The sequence below is a fragment of the Streptomyces sp. NPDC048248 genome (assembly GCF_043201875.1).
Classification (GTDB): Bacteria; Actinomycetota; Actinomycetes; order Streptomycetales; family Streptomycetaceae; genus Streptomyces.
Map to the genome: position 1 here is coordinate 176025 of NZ_JBICZL010000008.1, position 25849 is coordinate 201873.

Genomic DNA, 25849 nt, shown 5'->3' on the forward strand with positions numbered 1-25849 from the left:
CCGAATGAGACATGAATGTCTCACCTTTTTTTGGATCACGGCATATGACAGCGGCCCCCACCCTTACGGATGGGGGCCGCCGGTCACCGCGCGTCGGCGGTTCGCGTCACTTCTTGGCCGCTGCCCAGGTCTGCTGCGTCACCAGGTCGGCCCGCACCTCGGCGAGCTGGACGGCCACCGCCGAAGGGGCGGTGCCGCCGCGCCCGTTGCGCGAGGCAAGCGCGCCGGGGACGTTGAGGACCGTACGGACCTCGGGAGTCAGGTGGGGCGAGATCTTGGCGAACTGCTCATCGGTGAGCTGGTCCAGCTCGATGCCGTGCGCCTCGCACTCCTTGACGCACTCGCCCGCGACCTCGTGCGCCACCCGGAACGGCACACCCTGCTTGACCAGCCACTCCGCGATGTCGGTGGCCAGTGAGAAGCCGGCCGGGGCCAGCTCCTCCATGCGCTCACGGTTGACGGTCAGCGTGGCCATCATGCCGGTGAACGCCGGAAGCAGAACCTCCAGTTGGTCACAGGAGTCGAAGACCGGCTCCTTGTCCTCCTGCAGGTCGCGGTTGTACGCGAGCGGCAGCGCCTTGAGCGTGGCCATGAGGCCCGTCAGGTTGCCGATCAGGCGGCCCGACTTGCCGCGCGCCAGCTCGGCGATGTCCGGGTTCTTCTTCTGCGGCATGATCGACGAGCCGGTGGAGAAGGCGTCGTGCAGGGTCACGAAGGAGAACTCCTTCGTGTTCCAGATGATGACCTCCTCCGCGATCCGGGAGAGGTTGACGCCGATCATCGCGGTGATGAAGGCGAACTCCGCGACGAAGTCACGCGAGGCCGTGCCGTCGATGGAGTTCCCGGCCGAGCCGTGCTCGAACCCGAGATCCGCGGCCACCGCCTCCGGGTCGAGGCCGAGCGAGGAGCCCGCCAGCGCGCCGGAGCCGTACGGCGAGACGGCGGTGCGCTCGTCCCACTGACGCAGCCGCTCCGCGTCCCGCGACAGCGACTGCGCATGCGCCAGGACGTGGTGGGCGAAGAGCACGGGCTGGGCGTGCTGGAGGTGGGTGCGACCCGGCATCGCGACGTCCGGGTGGGTCTCGGCAAGGCCGACGAGCGCCTCCTGGAGGTCGGCGATCAGCCCGCCGATGATCCGGGCGTGGTCGCGCAGATACATCCGGAAGAGGGTGGCGACCTGGTCGTTGCGCGACCGGCCGGCCCGCAGCTTGCCGCCGAGGTCCGCGCCGAGACGCTCCAGCAGACCGCGCTCCAGGGCGGTGTGCACGTCCTCGTCGGCGACGGTGCCCGTGAAGGAGCCGTCCGCCACATCGGCTTCGAGCCGGTCGAGGCCGGCCAGCATCCGCTCCAGCTCGTCGGCGGTGAGGAGACCGGCGGTGTGCAGCACCCGGGCGTGGGCGCGGGAGCCGGCGATGTCGTACGGCGCGAGCCGCCAGTCGAAGTGGACCGAGGCCGACAGCTGGGCCAGCGCCTCCGCCGGCCCGTCGGCGAAACGGCCGCCCCAGAGCCGGACGTCGCCGGAACTCTTCTTCGTCGGATCGGCGCCGTTGCTCACTGCTGCTCCTCAAGGCTGTGACGGGGTCTTCCGGGGCGTGCCCGGACCTGCACCGCCTCCCCGCCACGAGGGCGGGGAGGCGGCGTTCGTAAAGTGAGGCTACCGAGCCTGAGGGCTCAGGCCTGGTCGCGCTTCGCCGCGATCTTGCTCGACATTCCGAAGAGCTCGATGAAGCCCTTGGAGAGCGACTGGTCGAAGGTGTCGCCGGTGTCGTACGTCGCCAGGTTGAAGTCGTACAGCGACTTGTCGGACTTCCGGCCGGTGACGACCGCGCGACCACCGTGCATGGTCATCCGGATGTCGCCGGTGACCTGCTGGTTGGCCTCGGCGATGAAGCCGTCGAGGGCGCGCTTGAGCGGCGAGAACCACAGACCGTCGTAGACCAGCTCGCCCCAGCGCTGCTCGACCTGCCGCTTGTAGCGGGCCAGCTCGCGCTCGACGGTGACGTTCTCCAGCTCCTGGTGCGCGGTGATCAGCGCGATGGCGCCGGGCGCCTCGTACACCTCGCGGGACTTGATGCCGACCAGGCGGTCCTCGACCATGTCGATCCGGCCGATGCCCTGGGCGCCGGCGCGCTCGTTGAGCTGCTGGATGGCCTGCAGGACGGTGACGGGCTTGCCGTCGATGGCGACCGGGACACCCTCCTTGAAGGAGATGATGACCTCGTCGGCCTCCCGCGCGATGGCCGGGTTCTCGGTGTACTCGTAGACGTCCTCGATCGGCCCGTTCCAGATGTCCTCCAGGAAGCCGGTCTCGACGGCACGCCCGAAGACGTTCTGGTCGATGGAGTACGGCGACTTCTTGGTGGTCGCGATCGGGAGGTTCTTCTCCTCGCAGAAGGCGATGGCCTTGTCCCGGGTCATCGCGTAGTCGCGGACCGGGGCGATGCACTTCAGGTCGGGGGCGAGGGAGGAGATGCCGGCCTCGAAGCGGACCTGGTCGTTGCCCTTGCCGGTGCAGCCGTGGGCGACGGTGGTGGCGCCGTGCTTCTTGGCCGCTGCCACCAGGTGCTTGACGATGGTCGGCCGCGACAGCGCGGAGACCAGCGGGTAGCGGTCCATGTAAAGGGCGTTGGCCTGGATCGCCGGGAGGCAGTACTCGTCGGCGAATTCGTCCTTGGCGTCCGCGACCTCGGCCTCGACGGCGCCGCAGGCGAGGGCGCGCTTGCGGATGACGTCCAGGTCCTCGCCGCCCTGGCCGACGTCCACGGCAACGGCGATGACCTCGGCGCCCGTCTCCTCGGCGATCCAGCCGATACAGACAGAGGTGTCCAGGCCGCCCGAGTAGGCGAGTACGACGCGCTCGGTCACGGGTTTCTCCTTACGATGCATACGCTGATGGGTATAAGTATGCACTCCACCGTATGGTTCGTCAACGCCACCGGGAAAGCGCAGGTCAGCGGCGGTTCGACGGAGTGTCGCGCGCCCTCAGGAGTCCTCGCTCAGACCGTCGAGAAGGACGGACGCATGGCTGTACGCCGTCTCCTTCGTGGCCGTCAGGAGCGTCAGCGGGCCGTCCGCCGCCAGCTTCCGAAGGCCGTCGAGCGCGGCCCGCGCCTGCGGAGCTGCCAGCTCCGCCCGGTAACGAGTCGCGAACTCCTCGTACCGCTCCTCGCGGTGGTCGTACCAGCGGCGCAGCTCCGTGGAAGGAGCCACGTCCTTGCACCACTCGGTGAGCCGCGCGTCCGCCTTGGACAGCCCACGCGGCCACAGCCGGTCGATCAGCACCCGGGCGCCGTCCGACGGCTCCACGGCGTCGTACACCCGGCGCACCCGCACATTCCCCCGGGACATATCGGCCATACCTTCATCGAAGCACGGAAGCGCGGCCCCCGCCGCAGGGCCGGGAAACGGGCTCAGGGGGACCCGCTTTGGATTCAGGGGCCAGGACAGGGTATTTTTCTTCTGCACGCCCCGGCCGGGAGAATTCCGGTCGGTACGAGCACCGGGACGTGGCGCAGCTTGGTAGCGCACTTGACTGGGGGTCAAGGGGTCGCAGGTTCAAATCCTGTCGTCCCGACGGTGCGAAAGCCCGCTGACAGGGAGATGATTCTCCTGGTCAGCGGGCTTTTTCCGTGGGTGTGTGGGGACGTGCAGGAGCCGGGCGGGCGGCGCACGGTGCTCGTACGCCGCTCCCCCGGCTCCCCTAGTGCGCCTTCTGCGCCAGTCGCAGCAGATGATCCGCGAGCGCCTGGCCGCCCGCGGGGTCGCGGCTGATGAGCATCAGCGTGTCGTCGCCCGCGATGGTGCCGAGGATGTCGTGCAGTTCGGCCTGGTCGATGGCCGAGGCCAGGAACTGTGCGGCCCCCGGCGGCGTGCGCAGGACGACGAGATTGGCCGACGCCTCGGCCGAGATGAGCAGCTCGCCGGAGAGCCGGCGCATCCGCTCCTCCTTGGCCGACTCCCCCAGCGGCGCCCGCGGCTTGCGGTCGCCGCCCTCGCTGGGCACCGCGTAGATCAGCTCACCACCGGTGTTGCGGATCTTCACGGCGCCGAGTTCGTCCAGGTCCCGGGAGAGCGTCGCCTGGGTGACGGACAGCCCGTCATCGGCGAGCAGCTTGGCGAGCTGGCTCTGGGAGCGGACCGCCTGCCGGTTGAGGATGTCCACGATCCGGCGGTGGCGGGCGGTGCGGGTCTGCGGTACGGCCTGGCCGCCGTTCAGCGACTCGTTCTCCTGCGGCTCGGTCATCGTTGTCGTCAGTCTCCGGATCGTTGTTCCCCGTGGGCCCCTTCGAGGGCCGTGTCGAGGACGGCGGGGAGCTTCCGGAGGAACGTGTCCGCCTCGTCGTCCGAGACGATCAGCGGCGGCGCGAGCCGGACGACGTCCGGCGCGACCGCGTTCACCAGGAGACCCGCGTCCTGAGCCGCCTGCTGCGCCCGGGGCGCCAGCGGCTCGGTCAAGACGATACCCAGGAGCAGTCCCGCGCCGCGGACCTGGCCGACCAACGGGTGCCCGAGAGCCTCGATTCCGCTGCGCAGCCGCTCGCCGACGCGCTTGACGTGGTCGAGGAGCCCGTCGGCCTCGATGGTGTCGAGGACGGCGAGGGCGCCGGCGCAGACGACCGGGTTGCCGCTGAACGTCGAGCCGTGCGAGCCGGGCGTGAGCAGGTCGGCGGCCGGGCCGAACGCCAGCGTCGCGCCGATCGGGAGGCCGCCGCCCAGGCCCTTGGCGAGGGTGATGACGTCGGCCTCGACGCCCTGTGCCTGCGACTCGAGCCAGTGCCCTGTCCTGCCGATGCCGGTCTGGATCTCGTCCAGGACGAGCAGCGTGCCGGTGGCGGCGGTGATCTCGCGGGCCGCCCGGAGGTAGCCGGGCGGCGGCACGATGACGCCGTTCTCGCCCTGCACGGGCTCCAGGATGACGAACGCGGTGTCGGTGGTGACGGCGGCGCGCAGGGCGTCGGCGTCCCCGTACGGGACGTAGCTGACGTCGCCCGGGAGGGGGGCGAACGGTGCCTGTTTGGCGGGCTGTCCGGTCAGGGCGAGGGCGCCCATGGTGCGGCCGTGGAAGCCGCCCGCCGTGGAGACCATGTGCGTGCGGCCGGTCAGCCGGCCGATCTTGAAGGCGGCTTCGTTGGCCTCGGCGCCGGAGTTGGAGAAGTACACCCGGCCCGGGCGTCCGGCCAGCGCGATCAGCCGCTCCGCCAGCGCCACGGTGGGCTCGGTGACGAAGAGGTTGGAGACATGGCCGAGGGTGGCCACCTGGTCGGAGACGGCGCGGACCACCGCGGGGTGGGCGTGGCCGAGCGCGTTGACCGCGATGCCGCCGAGGAAGTCGAGATATTCGTTGCCGTCGGCGTCCCAGACCTTGACGCCCTCGCCGCGCACCAACGGGACGCGGGGCGTGCCGAAGTTGTCCATCATGGTGCTCTGCCAGCGCCCGCTGAGGCCCGCGTTGGTCATCGGCTCGCTCATGTCGCCCCCTCGATCGTGTTGCTGTCCGGCACGACCATCGTGCCGATTCCCTCGTCCGTGAAAATCTCCAGCAGGATCGAGTGCTGGACCCGTCCGTCGATCACGCGGGCGGTGTGCACGCCGTTGCGGACGGCGTGCAGGCAGCCGCGCATCTTCGGCACCATGCCGCTGGCCAGGTCGGGCAGCAGCTTCTCCAGTTCGGTGGCGGTCAGCCGGGAGATCACTTCGTCGCTGTCGGGCCAGTCCTCGTAGAGACCCTCGACATCGGTGAGGACCATCAGCGTCTCGGCGCCCAGCGCGGCGGCCAGGGCGGCCGCCGCGGTGTCGGCGTTGACGTTGAAGACGCCCGAGCCGTCCCCCTCGTCGCTGCTGCGGGCGATGGAGGAGATGACCGGGATCCGGCCGTCGTCCAGGAGCGCGTGCACCGCGCCGGGGTCGATCGAGGTGATCTCACCGACCCGGCCGATGTCCACCCGTTCGCCGTCGATCTCGGCGTAGTGCTTGGTCGCCGTCATCAGGTGGGCGTCCTCGCCGGTCATCCCGACGGCGAGCGGGCCGTGCTCGTTGAGCAGCCCGACCAGTTCGCGCTGCACCTGGCCGGCGAGCACCATCCGGACGACGTTCATCGCCTCGGGCGTGGTGACCCGCAGACCGGCCTTGAACTCCGACTCCAGGCCGAGCAGATCGAGCTGCGCGTTGATCTGGGGGCCGCCGCCGTGCACGACGACCGGGCGCAGCCCGGCGTGCCGCAGGAAGACGACGTCCTGTGCGAAGGCGCTCTTGAGCTCCTCGTCGATCATCGCGTTGCCGCCGAACTTGATGACGACGGTCTTGCCGTGATGCCGGGTCAGCCAGGGCAGCGCCTCGATGAGGGTGCGGGCCTTGGGGAGCGCGGTGTGCTTACGGGTGCTCATGAGGAGTACGCGCTGTTCTCGTGGACGTAGTCGGCGGTGAGGTCGTTGGCCCAGATGACCGCGGACTCGGCGCCGGCGGAGAGGTCGGCGGTGATCCGCACCTCCCGGTAGCGCATGTCGACCAGGTCGCGGTCCTCGCCCACGGAGCCGTTCTTGCACACCCATACGTCGTTGATGGCGACGTTCAGCTGGTCGGGCTCGAAGACGGCGGAGGTGGTGCCGATGGCGGAGAGCACCCGGCCCCAGTTGGGGTCCTCGCCGTGGATGGCGCACTTGAGGAGGTTGTTGCGGGCGATGGAGCGGCCCACCTCAACGGCGTCGTCCTCGCTCGCGGCGCCCACGACCTCGATGCGGATGTCCTTGCTTGCGCCCTCGGCGTCGCCGATCAGCTGCCGGGCGAGGTCATCGCAGACCGTGCGGACCGCTGCGGCGAACGCGGCGCCGTCCGGCACGACGCCGGAGGCGCCCGACGCGAGCAGCAGCACCGTGTCGTTCGTCGACATGCAGCCGTCGGAGTCGATCCGGTCGAAGGTGGTCCGGGTGGCCGCGCGCAGCGCCGCGTCGAGCTCGGCGGCCGGCACGTCGGCGTCGGTCGTCAGCACCACCAGCATGGTGGCAAGGCCCGGCGCGAGCATGCCCGCGCCCTTGGCCATCCCGCCGACCGTCCAGCCGTCCTGGCCGGCGACGGCCGTCTTGTGCACGCTGTCGGTGGTCTTGATCGCGATGGCGGCCCGCTCGCCGCCGTGCTCGGTCAGTTCGGCCGCGGCCCGCTCCACGCCCGGCAGCAGCTTGCCCATCGGCAGGCGCAGGCCGATCAGGCCGGTGGAGGCGACGGCCACCTCGCCGGCGCTGTGGCCCAGTACCTCGGCCACCTTCTCGGCGGTGGCGTGGGTGTCCTGGAAGCCGAGGGGGCCGGTACAGGCGTTCGCGCCACCGGAGTTGAGGACGACGGCGGAGACCTGGCCGCCCTTGAGGACCTGCTCGGACCAGACGACCGGCGCGGCCTTGACGCGGTTGGAGGTGAAGACGCCGGCGGCGGCCTGTCGCGGACCGTTGTTCACCACGAGGGCGAGGTCCGGGTTTCCGTTCTCCTTGATTCCGGCGGCGATACCCGCCGCCGTGAATCCCTGTGCTGCCGTGACGCTCACTGCTTCTCCTCCGTCGCTACCCCGGCCGCGCCCCTGGTGGGCGTGCCGGCCTCCCCTTGCTCCCCGATCCCGGTACCCGTGCGGGTCACGGGGCGACCCCGACCGCCGGCAACCCCGTCCCCTCGGGGAGCCCGAGGGCGATGTTCATGCTCTGTACCGCTCCGCCCGCGGTGCCCTTCGTGAGGTTGTCCAGGGCGCAGATCACGATGATCCGGCCGGCCGCGGGGTCGAGTGTCACCTGCAGGTGCACGGCGTTGGAGCCGTACACGGCACCGGTCGACGGCCACTGCCCCTCGGGCAGCAGCCGGACGAACGGCTCGTCGGCGAACGCCTTCTCGTACGCGGCGCGCACCGCGTCGGCGTCCACGCCGGGCTTCGCCTTCGCCGAGCAGGTGGCGAGGATGCCGCGCGGCATGGGCGCGAGGGTCGGCGTGAAGGAGACCCCGACCCGCTCACCGGCGACCGCGCTCAGGTTCTGGATCATCTCGGGGGTGTGCCGGTGCCCGCCGCCGACGCCGTACGGGCTCATGGAGCCCATGACCTCGGATCCCAGCAGGTGCGGCTTGGCCGCCTTGCCCGCGCCGGAGGTGCCGGACGCCGCGACGATCACGGCCTCGGGTTCGGCGAGGCCGGCTCCGTACGCCGGGAACAGCGCGAGGGAGACGGCGGTGGGGTAGCAGCCGGGGACGGCGATGCGCCGGGCGCCCTGGAGCTCGGTGCGGCCGCCGGGCAGTTCCGGGAGGCCGTAGGGCCAGGTGCCGGCGTGGGGCGAGCCGTAGAACGCCTCCCAGTCCGCGGCGTCCGCCAGCCGGAAGTCCGCCCCGCAGTCGACGACGAGCACATCGGGCCCGAGTTCCTCGGCGACCGCCGCGGACTGGCCGTGCGGCAGGGCGAGAAAGACCACGTCGTGCCCGGTGAGCGCCTCGGTCGAGGTCGGTTCGACCAGGCGGTCGGCGAGCGGGAGCAGGTGGGGCTGCAGTGAGCCCAGGCGCTGCCCCGCGTTGGAGTACCCGGTCACCGCGCCGATCTCCACCTCGGGGTGGCTCAGAAGCAGGCGCAGGACCTCACCTCCCGCGTACCCACTCGCACCGGCCACTGCTGCACGTACCGCCATGGACCCTCCTCCTCGATGGCATGACTATACGGATAGCGGCAGTTTTATGCAACGCTGTCGTGCGCCGGGCGGCCACCCCGCATCGAGGGCGGCGCCCGGCGGGCCGTGGTTCAGGCGTGCTGTGGGATCTCGTCCTTGAGGCTCGACCGGATCTGCTCGCGCAGCTCCGGGGAGTCCATGTGGCCGTGGACGGAAACCGCGTGCTCGCTCGCCGCGCGCACCACTTCCTCCTCCTCGCCCGCGATCACGAGGGTGCAGTTCATCTCGCTCGGGTAGTCCCGGCAGTCGACCATCTTGCGCATGTCGCACCTCCTCTCCTTCCAGTGTCGGCCCGCCCCCGGGCCCACGCATACGGCGAATCCCGTATGGCGCTCCGGCCCCGTGCCCTGCTGGAGTGGACGGTAGAAATGGGGCACCCTCTTCGCACGACCGGAGGGATTGATTTCGGCTTCCGCGCCCGCCGTCCGTCCCCGCGCAGCACGGGCCTCGGGCACGGGGGAATTCACGCGGGTGCGTAGGCGGTGCGCACATCGCCGACGCAGCCGGGCTCGCGCCGCAGGCAGCTCGCCACCGAGAGCCCGCCGCGTCCATGCCGTCGGCCGCTCACCGCGGCCGACGCCCCCGGCCGGTCTTCCCCCGGCCGGCCGGGCGGCCCTTGACTCCCCTCGCCGCGCTCGCCACGCTGAGGACATGAACGCGGCCGGGGAGGTCGGCCTGCGACGCGTACTGGCCGTCGTGGACCTCCTGATCGACGCCGTCGACGAGGACAGCCTGGTCCCGGCGCTCCTGCCGTTGCTGCTCCGCGCCGTACCGGGCGACAGCATCGTCTGGACTCCCCGCCCCGATCCGGCCGAGCGGATGCGCACCCTGCCGGACGGCCTGCTGGACCGCGCCGCGCTGGAGGCGTTCGCGCGCCATGCGGCAGCCGACGCGCTGGTCATCCACACCACCACCGGCACCGGCGCCCCGATACGCCGCTCCACCCTGCAGACCAGCGGCGAATACCACGCCCTGGCCACCTATGCCGACGTCTACCGGCCGATCGGGGCCGAGCACCAGCTGGCGATGGCCTTCCCCGGCGGCTCCGCCGACGGCACACCGCGCAGCGTGTGTCTGGCGGTCAACCGCAGCGGCAGCGACTTCACCGATGCCGATGTGGCGGTGGCCGCCCTGCTGCGCGGCAGGCTCGGCCGCGCCCTGAACCGGCTCGCCCCTCCGATGCCCGGGCCGGATCTCGTCACCGGCCGGGAGTCCGCCGTACTCGGCCTGCTATCCCACGGCCTGACCAACCAGCAGATCGCGAACCGCCTGGCGATCAGCCCCCGCACCGTCGACAAGCACCTGGAACACGCCTACGCCAAGCTGCACGTCGGAGGCCGGGTCCAGGCGGCGAACGCATGGCGGAACGGCGGGGGGCCGATGCGGCCTGGGTTCTAGGCCCGGAGGGGTGGGTCCGACCTCGCCGCGAGTCCGGGGCCCTGGCATCGCCCCGGCCCGCTCCCGTTGTCGGCCCACCCGGCCGCGTCCGCAGCCACCGATGAATCGCGACGCCCACCGCGGTCTACCCGTTGGACAGCGACAGGGAGCGCTCCGGCGCCGGACGACGGGAGAAACCCATGACCACGGACACCGGCACGACCCGGGAGACCGGGCGATCGGCCGACGAGACCGCACTCCGGGCACTGCTGGAGGAACGGGTGGCCGCGACGGAGGCCCGCGACGCGCGGCGGTTCCTCGCCCCCTGCGCGCCGGACATCGTGCAGTTCGACCTGGCCCCTCCCCTGCAGTCCAAGGGCGCGGAGGCACTGGACCGCGGCGCCGTCGAAGCCTGGTACGCGACGTGGGACGGCACCATCGAGATCACCCTGACCGAGGTCGAGATCGCGGTCGGCGACGACGTCGCCTTCAGTCACAGCATCAACCGCATGCACGGGACGAAGTCGGACGGCTCGCAGGTGGAGCTGTGGAGCAGGGGGACCGTCGGCTTCCGCAGGACCGGCGGCACCTGGCGCATCACCCACACCCATGACTCGGTGCCCTTCCTGATGGACGGGTCGGGGCTGGCCGCGCTGGACCTGACGCCGTAGCGGGGACGGCAGTCGGGCCCGCGCGGGCGGGCCCGGAATCCGGTGGACAGGCCGAACGCGCGGGCCGGCCGTCGGCGTACGGCCCGGGCCGGCACCGGAATCCGCTGGTGGTGTCCGGTGCGCCCTGCCACCATCGGCCCATGATCGAGTCATGTGTGCCGCCGACATCCGCCGACCGCGACCGGTGGGTGCGTATCGCCGCCCGGAACAACGCCACTTGGTGCGACGCCGTCTGCCGGGCGCACGGCGTCCCCGGTTCCTTCGACGACCATGTCTGGGCAAGCGCACGCCGGACGCCGCCGCTCTATCCGGATGCCGTCACGCTGACGCCCGAGGCCTCGGCCGCGGAGCTCCTGCCCCGGGTCGACACCCGCTCCCCCGGCTGCTCGGTCAAGGACAGCTTCGCGCGCCTGAATCTGGCCTCCGCGGGATTCGAGGTGCTCTTCGAGGCCCAGTGGATCCATCGCCCGGCCGGGGCCACGGCACCGGTGCCGACGGCGGACGTCCGCTGGGACGTGGTCCGCGACGACAAGGATCTGGCGACGTGGGCGGCCGCCTGGAGCGGAGAGCCGGCAGGGTCGGTCCGGGACGACACCGCACAGCGGAGGCCGGACAACGGGCCGTTCCGGAGCGAACTGCTCGCCGACGACGGGACGTTCTTCCTGCGGGGGCGGCGCGGCGACACGGTGGTGGCGGGCGCGGTCGCAAGCCCTGAGGGGCCCGTGGTGGGCCTGTCCAATGTCTTCGCGGCCGACGGCGATCCGCGCGGCGCGTGGGCGGGCGCCCTCGCCACGGTCGCCTCGCGGTGGGCCGGCAAGGCGGTCGTCGGATACGAATCGGGCGCCGACCTGGAGGCCGCCGTTGGCCACGGCTGCCTGCCCATCGGCCCGTTGCGGGTGTGGTGGCGGGCCGGTTGAGCCGGCAGCCGGTGGGTCGGCGCCGTCAGCGCTGCCGGGCGGCCCGACCGCGCCGCCGGAGAACGACTCCCCAGGTGACCGCGCCGGCCAGCAGTGCGCCGCCGAGCGCCGTGGTGCCCGCGCTCACGCCGGAGCCGCCGCCCATGCCGGTGTGCGAACCGCCTTTGGGGACGGGGGTGCCGGCCTTGGAGGCGACCGTCATGGTCCCGGTGAGCGTCAGCCGACCGTCGCCGTTCGACTTTCCCGGCTCGCCGCCGGATTCCGTCCCGGGCTCGCCACCGGGCTCCGCACCGGGGTCGGTCCCCCATTCCGTGCCGGGGTCGTACTCATCGGCGAGTCCATCGTCGCTGTTCGTCCGCGCGGGTTGCTCGACGCCGGCCTCGGGGTGACCCTCACCGCTCTCCTCGCCGGGCACCTTGCCGCTCTCCCCGCCGTGGTCCTTGCCGTGGTCCTTGCCGTGGTCCTTGCCGTGGTCCTTGCCGTGCCCCTCGGCGCCGTCCTTCCCGCAGACGAGGGTGACGGTGTAGGTGCCCGGCGGGGTGGTCTCGGGCACCCGGCCGGTGCCGCCGACCTGGTTGCGCAGCATGGACAGCTTCATCTCCGGGATACCCGCACCGTCGAACGTGGCGACGCCGGTCTCGCCGGGGCAGTTGCCGCCGTCGAAGACGGAGAACTCACCCCCCGGAGCCACCGGATCGGGCTCGATGATCACCTTGTGGCCGTCCGCCGGGGCGGCCGCGGCGCCGGTGCCGGAACCGAGCAGCGAAGCGGACGCCAGGACGGTGCCGGCAGTGGCGGCACAGCGAAGGAAGTGACGTATGTGCATATCCAGAGCGAAGCGCCCGGCCGGTCGGAGTGCATGTCGATGACCGGCGCCGAACGGGCCGACTGACGCGTACGACCACCGTTCAGTCATCGTTCCCGCAGGTCACACGGTTACGCTCGCCCCGTACGGCGGTACGGCCCTGATGGGCTTTCCGGGTGGCGCCGGTCGCTCTCCGTCACCATCCGCCGACCCGGCGTCCACGGCGCGCGGCCTCCCGTCCCGGGCGTGCGGCTCACCCGTCAAGACGGAGGCTCCACATGCCGGCCCGCCCGGTGAGCGTGGTCACCGACAGCGGCTGGACATCGATGTGCCAGTACGTGTGCGGCGGCGCCTGGAGCGCGTAGACGAGGGCGGCGCGCACCACGCCGGGCTCCGCGACCGCCAGCAGCCGTGCGCCCTCCTCGACGGGGCGCGTGTCGAGCCATTCGCCGACCCGGCCGATGAAGGCCAGCAGCGACTCCCCGCCGTGCGGCGCGGAGCGCGGATCGGCGAGCCAGGCGTCCACCGCGCGCGGTTCGGTCGCGGTCACCTCCCCCAGGGTCCGGCCCCGCCAGCGCCCCATGTCGCAGTCGCGCAGCGCCGGCTGGGCGAGCGGGCCGAGGCCGAGGGCGTCCCCGGTCTCCCGGCAGCGCTCCGACGGCGAGCGGTAGCGCAGCTCGGCGGCGGCGAGCCGGCACAGTACGGGGGCGGCACGCTCGGCCTCACGCCATCCGGCGGCACCGAGGGGGCGGTCGTCGTCGAACCGGGTCTCCAGCAGCGAGGAGCTGCGGGCCGCGGCGAGCAACGTGAGGCGAACATGCATTCGCCGATGGTAAGAGCAGCACCGCCCGGATCAACCCCTTTGATCAGAGGTTGATGGGTCCGGGATCGACCAGCCCGAGCGTCATCCACTGTTTCGGCGCGACCAGGCCACGGAAGCCGATCTTCTCGTAGACCCCGTGGGCGTCCTTGGTGGCGAGCGTGATCCGGGTCAGCCCGCAGGGCGTCAGGTGATCGGCGACCGCCTCGACGAGCGCCGTGCCCAGCCCCTTTCCCCGGTGGTCCCGGCAGACGTAGACGTCGCAGAGCCAGGCGAAGGTGGCGTGGTCGGTGACCACCCGGGCGTACGCGACCTGCCTGCCCGATTCGGTGTCGTACAGGCCGAAGTTGAGCGAGCCCGCGACGGCGCGGTCGTGCAGGTCACGAGGGCGGTCCAGGGCCCAGTAGGCGTCGGTGGACAGCCACCTGTGGACGAGGTCCGCGTCCAGGCGGACCGGGTCGGTGGAGAGGTGGTAGCCGTCGAGGGCGTGATCGTTCATGCCGGGAGGTTGGCAGAACCGCGCGCCGGCGTCGAACCGGTTGCGGACGGCCGCGGGATCCGGCCGCCCGGAGCGGCCCCGCCCGGCCGGTCATCCGGTCTCCAGACCCAGCTCCTGGCAGGCGGCGCGCAGCCGGCGGACACCTTCGACGAGTTCGCCGGTGCCGGCCGCGGAGGCGAAGCTCAGGCGCAGATGCGGTGCCGGCGGCTCGGCGGCGAAATAGGGCCGGCCTGCCGCGACGGCGACGCCCGCACGCGACGCCGCGGAGATCAGGGCAGCCTCGTCGGTACCGTCCGGCAGTCGCAGCCACAGGTGGTAGCCGCCGGGCGGGACGTGCAGCCCGCCTTCCCGCGCACGGCCGAGGCCCTCCGCCTGGCCTGGACGGCGTTCCACGAGCGCGGGCAGCTCCCGGTGCAGGGCGGCGACCACCACATCCCTGCGCGCGGTCAACTCGCCTGCGATCAGGCGCAGATGACGTGTCCAGGCGGGTGAGCCGACGAGTTCCACGGCGGTTTCCTGGAGCGGCCCCGGCACGAAGAAGCTGTCCACGACCTGGATGGCGCGCAGCCGGTCCAGGACCGGGCCCCGTGCGGCCAGCGCGCCCACCCGCAGGCTGGGCGAGGTGGCCTTGGTCAAGGAGCAGACGTGCACGACCGTGCCGTCCGCATCGTCCGCCATGAGGGTCGGCGGGAGCGCGGGGGCGTCGTCGTGCACCAGCCGCCGGGCGAAGTCGTCCTCGATCACGAACGCGCCCGCCGCGCGGGCGACCCGCAGCACCTCGCGCCGCCGCTCCCCCGCGAGCACCGCGCCCGTCGGGTTCTGGAACAGCGGCTGGCTGACGAAGAGCCGTGCGCCGCTGGCCCGGAAGGCGTCGGCGAGCAGATCGGTACGCACGCCGTCCGCGTCCATCGGCACCGGGACCGGCCGCAGCCCGGAGGCGCGCGCGACGGCCAGCATGCCGGGGTAGGTGGGGGACTCGACGAGGACCGGCGCACCGGGTGGCGCCAGCGCCCGCAGGGCGGCGGTCAGCGCGCTCTGGCCGCCGGCGGTGACCAGGACGTCGCTGGCGGCCAGCACGCCGCCGGGTCCGCCGATCTCGCGGGCGAACCAGGCCCGCAGTTCCGGCACGCCCTCGACCGGGGGACGGCCCCAGGCGCCGGGCCGCCGTCCCGCGCGCGCCAGGGCCGCGGCCAGTGCGCGTGCCGGTTGCAGGTCCGGGTGCAGATAGCCGCCGTTGAGTTCGATGACACCGGGCGCCGGCACGGCGAGGGTGGCCAGCACCCCCGAGGCGTCGACACTGCGCGGCACCTGATCGCCGGCCGGTTCCGCGCTCAGCGCGATCTCCTGCCAGGAGGTGTCGGCCGGCCGGGCCGCCTCGGTGCGTGGCTCCGCCCTGAAGGCACCTGCGCCGGGCCGGGTCACCACCAGCCCCTCGGCGACCAGCTGTGCCAGCGCGCGGGAGACGGTCACCGGGCTGACGTGGTGCCGTTCGATCAGTGCGCGACTCGATGGCAGCTTCTCACCCGGAGAGTAGCGGTTCAGCCCGCCACGGAGGATCGCGGCCAGCTCACCGACACTGCTACGCTCATGCATGAGAGACAACGATAGCGCTATCGCTTCGGCCGCGATAGCGGTCACCGCCCCGGACGTGTCCACCGGCCCCCGTGACCTCACCGGCGACGCCGCCACCCCGACCGTCCCTCGCGGTACGCCCGTCGGCCGTGGCGCGCTCCTCGCCGCTCTCGGCGTCGCCGCGTTCTCCCTCACTTTTCCCGCGACGGCCTGGGCCCTGGAAGGTATGGGCCCGTGGACGGTGGTGATGCTGCGCAGCGTGCTGGCCGCGGCGATCGCCGGCAGCTGCCTCGCGGCCTTTCGCGTCCGGATCCCCGAGCGGCGCCACTGGGCGGGCATCGCGGTCGTGGCGGGCGGTGTCGTGCTCGGCTTCCCGCTGCTGACCACCCTCGCCCTGCAGACGTCCACCACCTCGCACGCGGCGGTCGTCGTCGGACTGCTGCCGCTCACCACCGCCGCCTGCTCGGCACTGCGGACCGGCGCGCGCCCCTCGCGCACCTTCTGGGTCGCCTCGCTGATCGGCGCCGCCGTCGTCATCGGCTTCGCGGTGCAGCAGAGCGGCGGGGCGCCGAGTTCCGGTGACCTCTTCCTCTTCGCCGCGCTGCTGGTGTGCGCGGCCGGCTATACCGAGGGCGGTCGGCTGGCCCGTCATCTGCCGGGCTGGCAGGTGATCGGCTGGGCGCTGGTGGCGGCCCTGCCGGTGACGGTGGCCGGCGCTGCGGTGGCGGTGTCCACCGAGCCGCTGCACCTGACGGCGCACGCCGTCGGGGGGCTGCTGTGGCTCGCGATCGGCTCGCAGTTCCTCGGGCTTGTCGTCTGGTACCGCGGCATGGCCGCCATCGGTGTGTCCAAGGCGAGCCAGCTGCAGCTCGCCCAGCCCCTGCTGACCCTGGTGTGGTCCGTGCTGCTGCTGGGAGAGCAACTGCCGCCCGCCGCGCCCGCGGCGGCCCTGGCGGTGCTGATGTGCATCGCGGTCACCCAGCGCACGCGCGGCTGACCCCCTCCCGGACACCGGCCCGCCGCTGTGCACCGGGTGCGTCATCCGCCCCCGGACGTAAACTTGCCGCGACGGCTCTTACGCCGTCCGGGCCGCTCCAGCCCGTATCCGTTGGCCGTTCAACCGCTTGGCCGCTGCTGTGTCGGCCGCACCGGTCGCGCGGCCGCCCGAAGCGGGAGGAACTCTGATGCACGCGAACACGGGCGACCGGCTGCTGGTGCACGGCAGAACCGTCGGGCATCACGACCGGGTCGTCGAGATCATCGAGGTACTGGGCACGAACGGCGATCCGCCCTACCGCGTCCGCGCCGAGGACGGGCACGAGGCGATCATGTCGCCCGGCCCGGACTGCGTCGTCCAGCACGGAAAGTCCGTCGACGTCGGCCCCGCCCGCTAGCGGAGCCGGCAACCGGCCGGCCCCGCCCTTCAGGCCACCGGTCCGCCACTACGGTCGCTCCGCGCTGCCGTAGTGGTCGCGGACGACCCGCGCCAACGCACCGACCCGGTCCGCGGACACCTCCTTCGCCGAGAAGAAGACATGGCCGCCGACCTGCGGGTATTTCCGGGCAAGGGTGAGGTGGCGGGAGAGTTCGGCCGGGTCCCGCCAGGCGGCCGGCTGCGCCGGGTCGCCCGCCTTGTAGAGCGCCTCACCGATGAAGAGGTCCACACCGGTGTCCTCGACGGTCCGCGCCCACCACTCCACCAGCTCCGCGTAGTCGGAGCCCGCCGCTCCGATGTTCCAGTAGACCTGCGGAACGATGTGGTCGACCCAGCCCTCCCGCACCCAGCGGCGGCTGTCGGCGTACAGATCGTCGTACGTCTCCACCCCGGCCCGGGTGGCTGAGCCCGCGGGATCGGTCGCCTCGTTGCGCCAGACCGCGAACGGGCTGATGCCGAACCGCACCTGCCGCCCCGCCCGCCGCCCTTCGACGCCTTCGAGCTGCTGGGCGGTCTCCCGCACCAACCGGTTGATGTTGTCCCGCCGCCAGGCCGCTCGGTTCGCGAAGCCCTTGCCGTGCGCCGCGTAGGCGGCGTCGTCGCGGAAGGGCTCACCCTTGGCCGGGTACGGATAGAAGTAGTCGTCGAAGTGCACCCCGTCGACGGGGTAGCGCCGCACCGCGTCGAGCATCGCCTCCTGGACGAAGCGGCGGACCTCCGGCAGCCCCGGGTTGTAGTAGAGCTTGCCGCCGTACGGAACCAACCAGTCGGGGCGACGGCGTGCGGGGTGGGCGGGAGCCAGCCGCCCGGGATCGGCGTGGTTGGCCACCCGGTACGGGTTGAACCAGGCGTGCAGCTCCAGGCCCCGCCGGTGCGCCTCGCGGACGGCGAAGCCCAGCGGGTCCCAGCCCGGGTCGCGGCCCTGCACACCTGTCAGACACTCCGCCCACGGCTCGTGCGGGGAAGGCCACAGGGCGTCGGCGCTCGGGCGGACCTGGAAGATCACCGTGTTCAGCCGACTCTCGACGGCCGCGTCGAGGTGGGCGAGAAGTTCCTGCTGTTGGCGTGCGGCGCTCTGCCCCGGAGCGGAGGGCCAGTCCCGGTTGCCGATCGTCGCCAGCCACATGCCGCGCATCTCGGGCCGCGAGCGACCGGTACCGTCCTTCCGGTCGCCGGCCGGAGCGCCCGCCGGGCCGCCCGCGGTCGCCGCCGTCCCCGCGGCGAGTACCGACGAGGCCGCGCCGAGCGCTGCCGCCGCGAACCCTCTTCGTGTGATCCGTCTCATGAAAAACCCTCAGATTGTCCGTTTCATCCCGTCTTGAGGGCTCAGGATGCCTCCCCCGGCACCCTTAGCACAGCACCGTGCGGAGTAACGTCGGGGTCGAGGTGGGCGCCGGACCCTTACGGCATACCGCCAGTCCTGATGATCAGCGAAAGGCACGATGTGACCGACATCGAACGCGTCGGAGTGGTCGGCTGCGGCCAGATGGGCGCAGGCATCGCCGAGGTGTGCGCCCGCGCCGGGCTGGACGTCATGGTCGCCGAGACCACCGGCGAAGCCCTGGAACTGGGTCGCACCCGTCTGACCAACTCGCTCGGCAAGGCCGCGGAACGCGGCAAGATCACTGCTGAGGAACGCGACGCGACGCTCGGCCGGCTCAGCTTCACCACCGACCTCGGGGAGTTCTCCGACCGCGATCTCGTCATCGAGGCCGTCGTGGAGAACGAGCAGGTGAAGACCGAGATCTTCCAGGTCCTCGACCAGGTCGTCACGCGGCCCGACGCGATCCTGGCGTCCAACACCTCCTCCATCCCCCTGGTGAAGCTGGCGGTGGCGACCTCCCGCCCCGACCAGGTCATCGGCATCCACTTCTTCAACCCGGCACCGGTGCAGAACCTCGTCGAGCTGATCCCCGCCCTGACCACCGGCGAGGACACCATCAAGCGCTCCGAGGCACTGGTGCAGGACGTCCTGGGCAAGCACGCGATCCGCGCCCAGGACCGCTCGGGCTTCGTCGTCAACGCGCTCCTCATCCCCTACCTGCTCTCCGCGATCCGGATGTTCGAGTCGGGCATGGCCAGCCGCGAGGACATCGACAACGGCATGGAGCTGGGCTGCGCCCACCCGATGGGCCCGCTGAAGCTGTCCGACCTGATCGGCCTCGACACCGTGGCCTCGGTCGCGGCCTCGATGTACGAGGAGTACAAGGAGCCCCTGTACGCCGCTCCCCCGCTGCTCGCGCGGATGGTCGACGCGGGCCGGCTCGGCCGCAAGGCCGGTTCGGGTTTCTACGCGTACTGAGCACGCAACGCCGGGACGGCCCGCACCCCCACCGGGGTGCGGGCCGTCTCGCGTACCGCGCCTCTCACCCGGCATGAACGGCCGCCCCAACAGCCGCCGCTCGCAAGGCCCTCAGCGGCACGCCGGCACCGCTACTCAGGGCGCCCCGCCTCCACGCAGCCCGGCACGGCCAGCTGGGTGGTGGGCCCCTGCGTCGGCACCCGCACCCGGTCGTTGCGCATCATCAGCAGGGCGACATCGTCGGTCAGCCGTCCGCCCGCATGCCGCAACAGCGCCTCCCGTACGTCCTCCACCACGCCCGTCGGTGAGGGGCCGGGCTGCGCCGCGCCCGACGCCACACCGGTCGACTCGACGCTGCTGCGCAGCTCCTGGGTCAGCGGGAAGAACTCCCCCGCGGCGTCCCGGGCGTCGGCCGCGCCGTCGGTGTGCAGGAAGAGCCCCTCGCCGGGCCGCAGCCGGCCGCAGCGGACCGCCGTCAGGTCCTCGGGCAGCGGGAAGAGGCCAAGCGGCGGCATCGGTTCGGTGGGCGCGACCGGCGCCACCGCCCGGCAGCCGACGCGGTAGGGCCAGGGGTGCCCGCAGTTCAGCGCCGTGACCGAGCCGTCCCCCGCGACCTCCAGCAGCAGCACCGTCACGAACTCCTCCGCCAGGGGGCTCACCGGCTCGCCGCCGCCGGCCGACGGATGCTCGGCCCGCGCCCGCTCCCGCAGATGCCGTTGGTGCGAGCGCTCCAATCGGCGCAGCACACCGGTCAGTTCCGGCTCGTCGTGCGCCACCTCGCGGAAACTGCCCAGCATCGCCGCGACCGTGCCGATCGCCTCCAGACCGTGGCCACGCACATCCCCGATCACCACCCGGACGCCGTGCCGGGTCCCCACGACCTCGTACAGGTCACCGCCGACCGCGGCCCCCTCGCTCGCCGAGAGGTGGTCGGCGGCCAGGGCCATCCCGTCGATCCGCGGCGGCAACGGACGCAACAGCACCCGCTGCGCGGCGGTCGCGACCTCCTGGGCACGCTCCAGCTCCCGCAGCAGCCGCATCCGCCGGCCGGCGGTCAGATAGCTGGCACAGACCACCGCGAGGATCGCGCCGCAGGCCGTCACCCGCACCCCGGGCCCCGCCGCCGGCTCCCACTCGCCGAGCGGGACCAGGGCGAGCAGCGCGCACAGACCACCGAGGACCACGCACTGGCGGCGGCCGGTGCCCGCGCACGCGATGGCCGGGGCTGCGGCGAGAAGCTGGAGGAATTGGCCACTGGTGGGGTGACTGAGCTCCCAGACCACCACCCCGAGCACCCACAGGCCGGGCAGGACGAAGACGAAGGCGCGCTGCGCGCGAGCGGCACCCGCGCGTGCTCCGCCCCTCGCCCAGGTTCGGATCATGCCGATGGTCCCCCTAGCCGGTGGTCCCCTTAGCAGGCAACGAGGCGGTCGGCCGGCCCCTCCGCGCGGTCGCGCAGGCTGCACCGACCGGATCGATTGTCACCACGGTGCGTGTCCGTGCGGCGACGATCCGTGCCGTACCACCCGATTGAGTGATGGTGTGCGGATATCCCCGGTCTCCTTCGCGGGGCACGGAGACCGGCCACGGCATCCGCTCCCCGCACCGGTCCGCACCCGCCGAAGGACGGAAAGGGGTGAGGGCGTGGACCGCACCAGGTGCCGTCCACGCCCTCACTCCTCATGCCGTCAGCCGGCAGCGTCCGCTAGCCGCGCAGCGTCGCTCCGGTGCGCTCCTGCGCCGCCGCCACCGCCGCGTCACGGGCCGCCGAGGCTTCCTCGGCGGTCAGCGTGCGGTCGGCGGCACGGAATCGTAGCGCGTACGCCAGGGACTTCTTGCCCTCGCCGACCTGCTCACCGGTGAAGACGTCGAACAGGCGCAGCGACTCCAGGAGTTGCCCCGCGCCCTCGCGCAGCGCGGCCTCGACGTCCGCCGCCGGGACCGTGTGGTCGACGATGAGCGCGACGTCCTGGGTCGCGACCGGGAAGGTCGAGATCCGCGGCGCCCGCATCGGCCCGTCCGATGCCCGCTCGACGCGGTCCAGGTCGATCTCCATCGCGCTGGTGCGCTCCGGCAGGCCGAGCGCCTTGATGACGCGCGGGTGCAGTTCACCGGCGTTGCCGACGAGGATCTCCTCGCCGTCGACGACGGCGAGCAGCGCCGCACACCGGCCCGGGTGCCACGGGGCGTGCTGGTCCTGACGGACGATCAGCTCGACACCCGCCTCCCGGGCGACCGTACGGCCCGCCTCGACGGCGTCCGCCCAGCCGGCGGGACGTGCGCCGCCCCACCAGCCGTCCTGCTCGCGGGCTCCGGCGAGCACCACGGCGACGCGCCGCGGCTGCTGCGGGAGGGACGCGTTCAGGCTCGCGATCTCCTCGTCGGTCGGCCGGCGGTCGACGGGCAGCCGGGCGGGCGGCTTCTCGTCGCCGGTCGGCCGGAAGACCAGACCGGTCTCGAAGAGAGCCAGGTCGTGGGTGCCCCGGCCGACGTTCCGGCGCAGCGCGTTGAGCAGCCCCGGGATGAGCGTCGTGCGGAGGTCGGGCTCCTCGTCGGAGAGCGGATTGACGAGGGTGACGGCGTTGCGCCGCGGGTCGTCCGGCTCGATGCCGAGCTGGTCGAGGATCGCCGAACCCGTGAACGGGTAGTTCAGGGCCTCGACATAGCCGGCGCCCGCGAGGGCGCGGCCGACCCTGCGGTGCAGCCGCTGACGCTCGGTCAGGCCACGGCCGGCCGGCGGCCGCGGGAGGGTGGAGGGCAGATTCTCGTAGCCTTCCAGCCGGATGACCTCTTCGGCGAGGTCGTTGGGCTCGCTCAGGTCGGGCCGCCAGGACGGCACGGTGACGACCAGCTCGTCCTGCCCGTAGACATCGCAGCCGACCTGCTGGAGTCGGCGTACGACGGTCTCCCGGCCGTAGTCGACACCGGCGACCTTGTCCGGGTGGTTCGCCGAGAGGCTGATCGTGCGCGGCCCGCTGGGCGCGACGAACTCGGTGACGCCGGGCTCCGCCTTGCCGCCGGCGAGCAGCACCAGCAGATCGACGGTGCGCTGCGCAGCGGCGGACGTGGCCTCGGGGTCCACTCCCCGCTCGAAGCGCCTGGACGCCTCGGACGAGAGCTTGTGGCGGCGGGCAGTACGGGCGATGGAGAGCGCGTCGAAGTGCGCGGCCTCCACGACGATCTCGGTGGTACCGCCGAGCCGGCCGGACTCGGGGTCGGCGACCGCGTCCGCGATCTCGGTGTGCGCGCCGCCCATGACGCCCGCGAGGCCGATGGGACCCCGGTCGTCGGTGATGACCAGGTCCTCGCCGTCCAGCACCCGCTTGGCGCCGTCCAGGGTGGTCAGCTTCTCGCCGGGGGTGGCCCGGCGGACGCCGATCGGACCGTCGACGCTGGAGCGGTCGTAGGCGTGCAGCGGCTGGCCGATCTCCAGCATCACGTAGTTGGTGATGTCGACGGCCAGCGAGATCGGGCGCATGCCGGCCTTCTGCAGCCTGCGCTGCATCCAGATCGGGGTACGCGCCTCGGGCTCCACGCCGCTGACCGTCCGGGCGGTGAAGCGGCTGCAGCCGACCGGGTCGGCGACCTTGACCGGGTAGCCGTCGGAGTTCGGCGGCGGGACGTCGAGCAGCGCCGGGTCGCGCAGCGGCAGACCGTAGGCGGTGCCCGTCTCGCGGGCGACGCCGCGCATCGACAGGCAGTAGCCGCGGTCGGGCGTGACGGCGATGTCCAGCACCTCGTCGACGAGTTCGAGCAGCTCGATGGCGTCGGTGCCCACCTCGTGCTCGGCCGGCAGCACGATGATGCCGCCCGAGCCGTCGTCGCCCATGCCGAGCTCGTCACCGGAGCAGATCATGCCGTGCGAGGTCTTGCCGTACGTCTTGCGCGCGGCGATCTTGAAGTCGCCGGGCAGCACGGCGCCCGGCAGCACCACGACGACCTTGTCGCCGACCGCGAAGTTGCGGGCGCCGCAAACGATCTCCTGCGGCTCGCCGGTGCCGTTGGCGGTGCCGACGTCGACGGTGCAGAAGCGGATCGGCTTCTTGAAGCCCTCCAGCTCCTCGATGGTCAGCACCTGACCGACGACGAGCGGGCCCTTGAGGCCGTCGCCCACCCGCTCGACGGTCTCGACCTCCAGGCCGACCTCGATGAGCTTGGCCTGTACGTCACGACCGGTCTCCGTCGCCGGCAGGTCGACGTACTCCCGCAGCCAAGAAAGCGGGACCCGCATCAGATCTCCATCCCGAACGGCCGGGTGAACCGGACGTCACCCTCGACCATGTCTCGCATGTCTTCGACGTTGTGGCGGAACATCAGCATCCGCTCGATGCCGAACCCGAAGGCGAATCCGCTGTACTTCTCCGGGTCGACGCCGCAGGCGATGAGCACCTTGGGGTTGACCATGCCGCAGCCGCCCAGCTCGATCCAGCCCTCGCTGCCGCAGGTGCGGCAGGGCCGGTCCGCGTTGCCGACGGACTCGCCGCGGCAGACGTAGCAGAGCATGTCCATCTCGGCGGACGGCTCGGTGAACGGGAAGAAGTTGGGCCGCAGGCGGGTCTTCATGTCCGGCCCGAAGAGCGCCTGCACCATGTGGTCCAGGGTGCCCTTGAGGTCCGCCATGGTCAGGCCCTCGTCGATGGCGAGCAGCTCGATCTGGTGGAAGACCGGGGTGTGCGTGGCGTCCAGCTCGTCGGTGCGGTAGACCCGCCCCGGGCAGACGACGTAGACGGGCGGTTCGCGGTCGACGAGCGTACGCGCCTGGACCGGCGAGGTGTGGGTGCGCAGCACGACACCGGACTCGTCGCCCTTGGTGCCCTCGCCCTGGATGAAGAAGGTGTCCTGCATCTGGCGCGCGGGGTGGTCGGGCACGAAGTTGAGCGCGTCGAAGTTGAACCACTCCGCCTCGACCTCGGGGCCCTCGGCGATCTCGTAGCCCATCGCGACGAAGACGTCCGCGACCCGCTCCATGAAGGTGGTCAGCGGATGCCGGGCGCCGGCGGGGATGCGGTCGTGGGGCAGCGTGACATCCACCGCCTCCTCGACGAGCACCCGCGCGTCGCGCTCCGCCTCCAGCTCCTCCTGGCGGACCTTGAGCGCCTGGTTCACCCGGCCGCGGGCCTGGCCGACGCGCTTTCCTGCGTCGGCCTTGGCGTGCGGGGGCAGGGCGCCGATCTCCCGATTGGCGAGGGCGAGCGGCGAGCGGTCGCCGGTGTGCGCGACCTTCACCTCGCGCAGCTCCTCGAGGTCGGCCGCGGCGGCGACGGCGGCCAGCGCCTCGTCGGTGCGCCTGGCGACCTCTTCCGGTTTCAGGGCTTCGACCTCGACAGGGTCGTAGGACTTATTGGGTGCGGACATCTCTTCCCGTGCTTCCGGTGGACTGGCTTGGCTTGGCTCGCTTCGCCTCGGCTCTTCGATCACAAACGTCGGATGCCGAGCCCGCTCTGTGCCCGCGATGCTTGTGCGCCAAAGGTGCCAAAGGTCAAGTCTAAGGGGCGGGCCCACCACGGCGGGCCCGTGCCCCTGCGGGGCGCCCGCCGCTTCCTCTCAGGCCATGAAGGCCGGGGCCGCGACGGGCAGGCTGAATCGGAACTCCGCACCACCGGCCGGCGCCCGGCCGACCGTGATCGTGCCGCCGTGTGCCTCGACGATGCCTTTGACGATGTAGAGGCCCAGGCCGGTGCCGCCGCGCTTGCTGCCCCGCCAGAAGCGGGTGAAGACGCGGCTCATCGACTCCTCGGGAATGCCGGGGCCCTCGTCGCTCACGGTGACGGTCGTCCCTTCCGCGCTGGTCGCATCCGGTGCTGGTCCGACCTCGATGGTGACCGTTCCCTCGCCGTGGCGCACGGCATTTTCCAGCAGGTTCCCCAGCACCTGGTCCACCTTGTCCGGATCCGCCCACAGATCGGGCAGTGGTTCGCACATCCGGATCAGGAAGCGGTCGGGCCGCTGGCCCGCGGTGGTCTGCGCCTGGACGTGCCGGCGCACCGCGGCGATCATGTCGACCCGCTGCCGCCGCACCTCCAGCCGCCCGGAGTCGATGCGGGAGATGTCGAGCAGCTCGGCGATGAGGCGGGTGACGCGGTTGGCGTCGGCGTCCACGGTCTCCAGCATCAGACGCTTCTGGTCGTCGGTGAAGCGCTCCCACTTCTGCAGGAGGGTGGCCGTGAAGCCCTTGACGGAGGTCAGCGGGGAGCGCAGCTCATGGGCGACGGTGGCGATCAGCTCGGCGTGGCTCAGCTCCGTGCGGCGGCGGGCCTCGGTGCCGCGCAGGGTGATGACCAGCTGTTGCACGGGCCCGGTGGGGCGGCTGCGGACGTAGCGGGCGGAGACCAGCACCTCGCGGCCGCCCAGCACGAGATTGCGCTCCGGCTGTCCGCGCCGGATGGCGAGCCCGCCGTAGGGATCGGTCAGTTGCCACCAGCGGCGCCCCTCGACGTCCTGCAGCGGCAGGGCGTCCTCCAGCGGAAGCCCCAGGGCGTCCTGCGAGGCGATGTCGGTGATCCTGACCGCCGCGGCGTTGAAGCAGACCACGCGGCCGCTCCCGTCGGCGACGACCAGGCCGTCGGGGAGGTCGTCGGGATCGAGAGCGAGTCCCGTGCCGAAGGCGTTCGGTGCCACGGTGGCGGGCGACGGCCCGCGCACGGGTCCGCCGGACAGCTGACTGTCAGCGGCGACGGTGATGCCGGAAGTCCTCACACTCATCCCCGATACCCCCTTCCGGGCCCCGAGCACGCCACACTACTAGCTCGGTTCGGATGCGCCGCGAA

The 25849-nt window shown here is 72.2% G+C and carries 24 protein-coding genes and 1 tRNA gene; 7 read left to right on the forward strand and 18 right to left on the reverse strand.

What is annotated here, in order from left to right:
• Positions 1-106: 106 nt before the first annotated feature.
• The 3 genes from argH to ACGFZW_RS18980 all read right to left on the reverse strand — a co-directional run bounded on the left by argH (position 107) and on the right by ACGFZW_RS18980 (position 3357).
• Positions 107-1555, reverse strand: a complete 1449-nt coding sequence (gene argH, locus ACGFZW_RS18970) for an argininosuccinate lyase (protein WP_393894278.1) — start codon at positions 1553-1555, stop codon at positions 107-109.
• A 116-nt stretch (positions 1556-1671) separates the two neighbouring features.
• On the reverse strand, positions 1672-2865 hold the full coding sequence (locus tag ACGFZW_RS18975) for an argininosuccinate synthase (protein ID WP_393894279.1): 1194 nt from the start codon (positions 2863-2865) through the stop codon (positions 1672-1674).
• 117 nt (positions 2866-2982) lie between these two features.
• Positions 2983-3357 carry a DUF488 domain-containing protein gene (locus ACGFZW_RS18980; RefSeq protein WP_393894280.1) on the reverse strand — a complete coding sequence of 125 codons (375 nt, stop codon included), beginning with the start codon at positions 3355-3357 and terminating at the stop codon, positions 2983-2985.
• A gap of 143 nt (positions 3358-3500) precedes the next feature.
• Here ACGFZW_RS18980 and ACGFZW_RS18985 point away from each other — a divergent pair.
• A tRNA-Pro gene (locus tag ACGFZW_RS18985) sits at positions 3501-3574 on the forward strand.
• A gap of 126 nt (positions 3575-3700) precedes the next feature.
• On the opposite strand, the gene ACGFZW_RS18990 is transcribed toward ACGFZW_RS18985, so the two are convergent.
• The 6 genes from ACGFZW_RS18990 to ACGFZW_RS19015 all read right to left on the reverse strand — a co-directional run bounded on the left by ACGFZW_RS18990 (position 3701) and on the right by ACGFZW_RS19015 (position 8947).
• Positions 3701-4243: an arginine repressor gene (locus ACGFZW_RS18990; RefSeq protein WP_393894281.1), complete on the reverse strand. Its 543-nt coding sequence runs from the start codon at positions 4241-4243 to the stop codon at positions 3701-3703.
• Positions 4244-4251: 8 nt separating this feature from the next.
• Complete coding sequence (locus tag ACGFZW_RS18995; RefSeq protein ID WP_393894282.1) at positions 4252-5469, reverse strand: acetylornithine transaminase; 1218 nt, start codon at positions 5467-5469, stop codon at positions 4252-4254.
• A complete protein-coding gene (gene argB, locus ACGFZW_RS19000) occupies positions 5466-6383 on the reverse strand; it encodes an acetylglutamate kinase (RefSeq protein ID WP_393894283.1) in 918 nt (305 codons plus the stop codon). The genes ACGFZW_RS18995 and argB overlap by 4 nt, the downstream gene beginning before the upstream one ends.
• On the reverse strand, positions 6380-7531 hold the full coding sequence (gene argJ / locus ACGFZW_RS19005) for a bifunctional glutamate N-acetyltransferase/amino-acid acetyltransferase ArgJ (protein WP_393894284.1): 1152 nt from the start codon (positions 7529-7531) through the stop codon (positions 6380-6382). Before argJ ends, argB begins: the two co-directional genes overlap by 4 nt.
• An 85-nt stretch (positions 7532-7616) precedes the next feature.
• On the reverse strand, positions 7617-8645 hold the full coding sequence (argC, locus tag ACGFZW_RS19010; protein WP_393894285.1) for an N-acetyl-gamma-glutamyl-phosphate reductase: 1029 nt from the start codon (positions 8643-8645) through the stop codon (positions 7617-7619).
• A 110-nt stretch (positions 8646-8755) separates the two neighbouring features.
• Positions 8756-8947, reverse strand: coding sequence for a DUF1059 domain-containing protein (locus ACGFZW_RS19015; RefSeq protein ID WP_393894286.1), 192 nt, complete (start codon positions 8945-8947; stop codon positions 8756-8758).
• 388 nt (positions 8948-9335) lie between these two features.
• Between ACGFZW_RS19015 and ACGFZW_RS19020 the strand changes: the two genes are divergently transcribed.
• From ACGFZW_RS19020 to ACGFZW_RS19030, 3 genes are all read left to right on the forward strand, one after another.
• Entirely contained in the window at positions 9336-10082 is a 747-nt protein-coding gene (locus tag ACGFZW_RS19020; RefSeq protein WP_393894287.1) for a response regulator transcription factor, read from the forward strand.
• 179 nt (positions 10083-10261) lie between these two features.
• Positions 10262-10732, forward strand: coding sequence for a YybH family protein (locus tag ACGFZW_RS19025; RefSeq protein WP_393894288.1), 471 nt, complete (start codon positions 10262-10264; stop codon positions 10730-10732).
• Positions 10733-10872: 140 nt separating this feature from the next.
• A complete protein-coding gene (locus tag ACGFZW_RS19030; RefSeq protein ID WP_393894289.1) occupies positions 10873-11649 on the forward strand; it encodes a hypothetical protein in 777 nt (258 codons plus the stop codon).
• Between the two features lie 25 nt (positions 11650-11674).
• Here the strand turns inward: ACGFZW_RS19030 and ACGFZW_RS19035 are convergent, their stop codons facing one another.
• From ACGFZW_RS19035 to ACGFZW_RS19050, 4 genes are all read right to left on the reverse strand, one after another.
• Complete coding sequence (locus tag ACGFZW_RS19035) at positions 11675-12475, reverse strand: hypothetical protein (protein ID WP_393894290.1); 801 nt, start codon at positions 12473-12475, stop codon at positions 11675-11677.
• A gap of 232 nt (positions 12476-12707) precedes the next feature.
• Positions 12708-13277, reverse strand: a complete 570-nt coding sequence (locus ACGFZW_RS19040; RefSeq protein ID WP_393894291.1) for a histidine phosphatase family protein — start codon at positions 13275-13277, stop codon at positions 12708-12710.
• A gap of 43 nt (positions 13278-13320) precedes the next feature.
• Positions 13321-13773: a GNAT family N-acetyltransferase gene (locus ACGFZW_RS19045; protein WP_393894292.1), complete on the reverse strand. Its 453-nt coding sequence runs from the start codon at positions 13771-13773 to the stop codon at positions 13321-13323.
• Between the two features lie 90 nt (positions 13774-13863).
• A complete protein-coding gene (locus ACGFZW_RS19050; RefSeq protein ID WP_393894293.1) occupies positions 13864-15366 on the reverse strand; it encodes a PLP-dependent aminotransferase family protein in 1503 nt (500 codons plus the stop codon).
• Here ACGFZW_RS19050 and ACGFZW_RS19055 point away from each other — a divergent pair.
• On the forward strand, positions 15365-16342 hold the full coding sequence (locus ACGFZW_RS19055) for a DMT family transporter (RefSeq protein ID WP_393894294.1): 978 nt from the start codon (positions 15365-15367) through the stop codon (positions 16340-16342). The two genes, ACGFZW_RS19050 and ACGFZW_RS19055, sit on opposite strands and share 2 nt — an antisense overlap.
• A gap of 187 nt (positions 16343-16529) precedes the next feature.
• Complete coding sequence (locus ACGFZW_RS19060) at positions 16530-16739, forward strand: DUF1918 domain-containing protein (protein WP_393894295.1); 210 nt, start codon at positions 16530-16532, stop codon at positions 16737-16739.
• A 48-nt stretch (positions 16740-16787) separates the two neighbouring features.
• Here ACGFZW_RS19060 and ACGFZW_RS19065 read toward each other — a convergent pair whose 3' ends face one another.
• Positions 16788-18065, reverse strand: a complete 1278-nt coding sequence (locus ACGFZW_RS19065; protein WP_393894296.1) for a glycoside hydrolase family 10 protein — start codon at positions 18063-18065, stop codon at positions 16788-16790.
• Positions 18066-18224: 159 nt separating this feature from the next.
• Between ACGFZW_RS19065 and ACGFZW_RS19070 the strand changes: the two genes are divergently transcribed.
• Positions 18225-19082 (forward strand): 3-hydroxybutyryl-CoA dehydrogenase, encoded by an 858-nt coding sequence (locus tag ACGFZW_RS19070; RefSeq protein WP_393894519.1) that lies wholly within the window; start codon positions 18225-18227, stop codon positions 19080-19082.
• Between the two features lie 131 nt (positions 19083-19213).
• On the opposite strand, the gene ACGFZW_RS19075 is transcribed toward ACGFZW_RS19070, so the two are convergent.
• From ACGFZW_RS19075 to ACGFZW_RS19090, 4 genes are all read right to left on the reverse strand, one after another.
• Positions 19214-20464, reverse strand: a complete 1251-nt coding sequence (locus ACGFZW_RS19075; protein ID WP_393894297.1) for a PP2C family protein-serine/threonine phosphatase — start codon at positions 20462-20464, stop codon at positions 19214-19216.
• Positions 20465-20787: 323 nt separating this feature from the next.
• A complete protein-coding gene (gene pheT, locus ACGFZW_RS19080) occupies positions 20788-23313 on the reverse strand; it encodes a phenylalanine--tRNA ligase subunit beta (RefSeq protein WP_393894298.1) in 2526 nt (841 codons plus the stop codon).
• Entirely contained in the window at positions 23313-24437 is a 1125-nt protein-coding gene (pheS, locus tag ACGFZW_RS19085) for a phenylalanine--tRNA ligase subunit alpha (RefSeq protein WP_393894299.1), read from the reverse strand. Before pheS ends, pheT begins: the two co-directional genes overlap by 1 nt.
• 189 nt (positions 24438-24626) lie before the next feature.
• Positions 24627-25784 carry an ATP-binding protein gene (locus ACGFZW_RS19090; RefSeq protein WP_393894300.1) on the reverse strand — a complete coding sequence of 386 codons (1158 nt, stop codon included), beginning with the start codon at positions 25782-25784 and terminating at the stop codon, positions 24627-24629.
• Positions 25785-25849 lie beyond the last annotated feature (65 nt).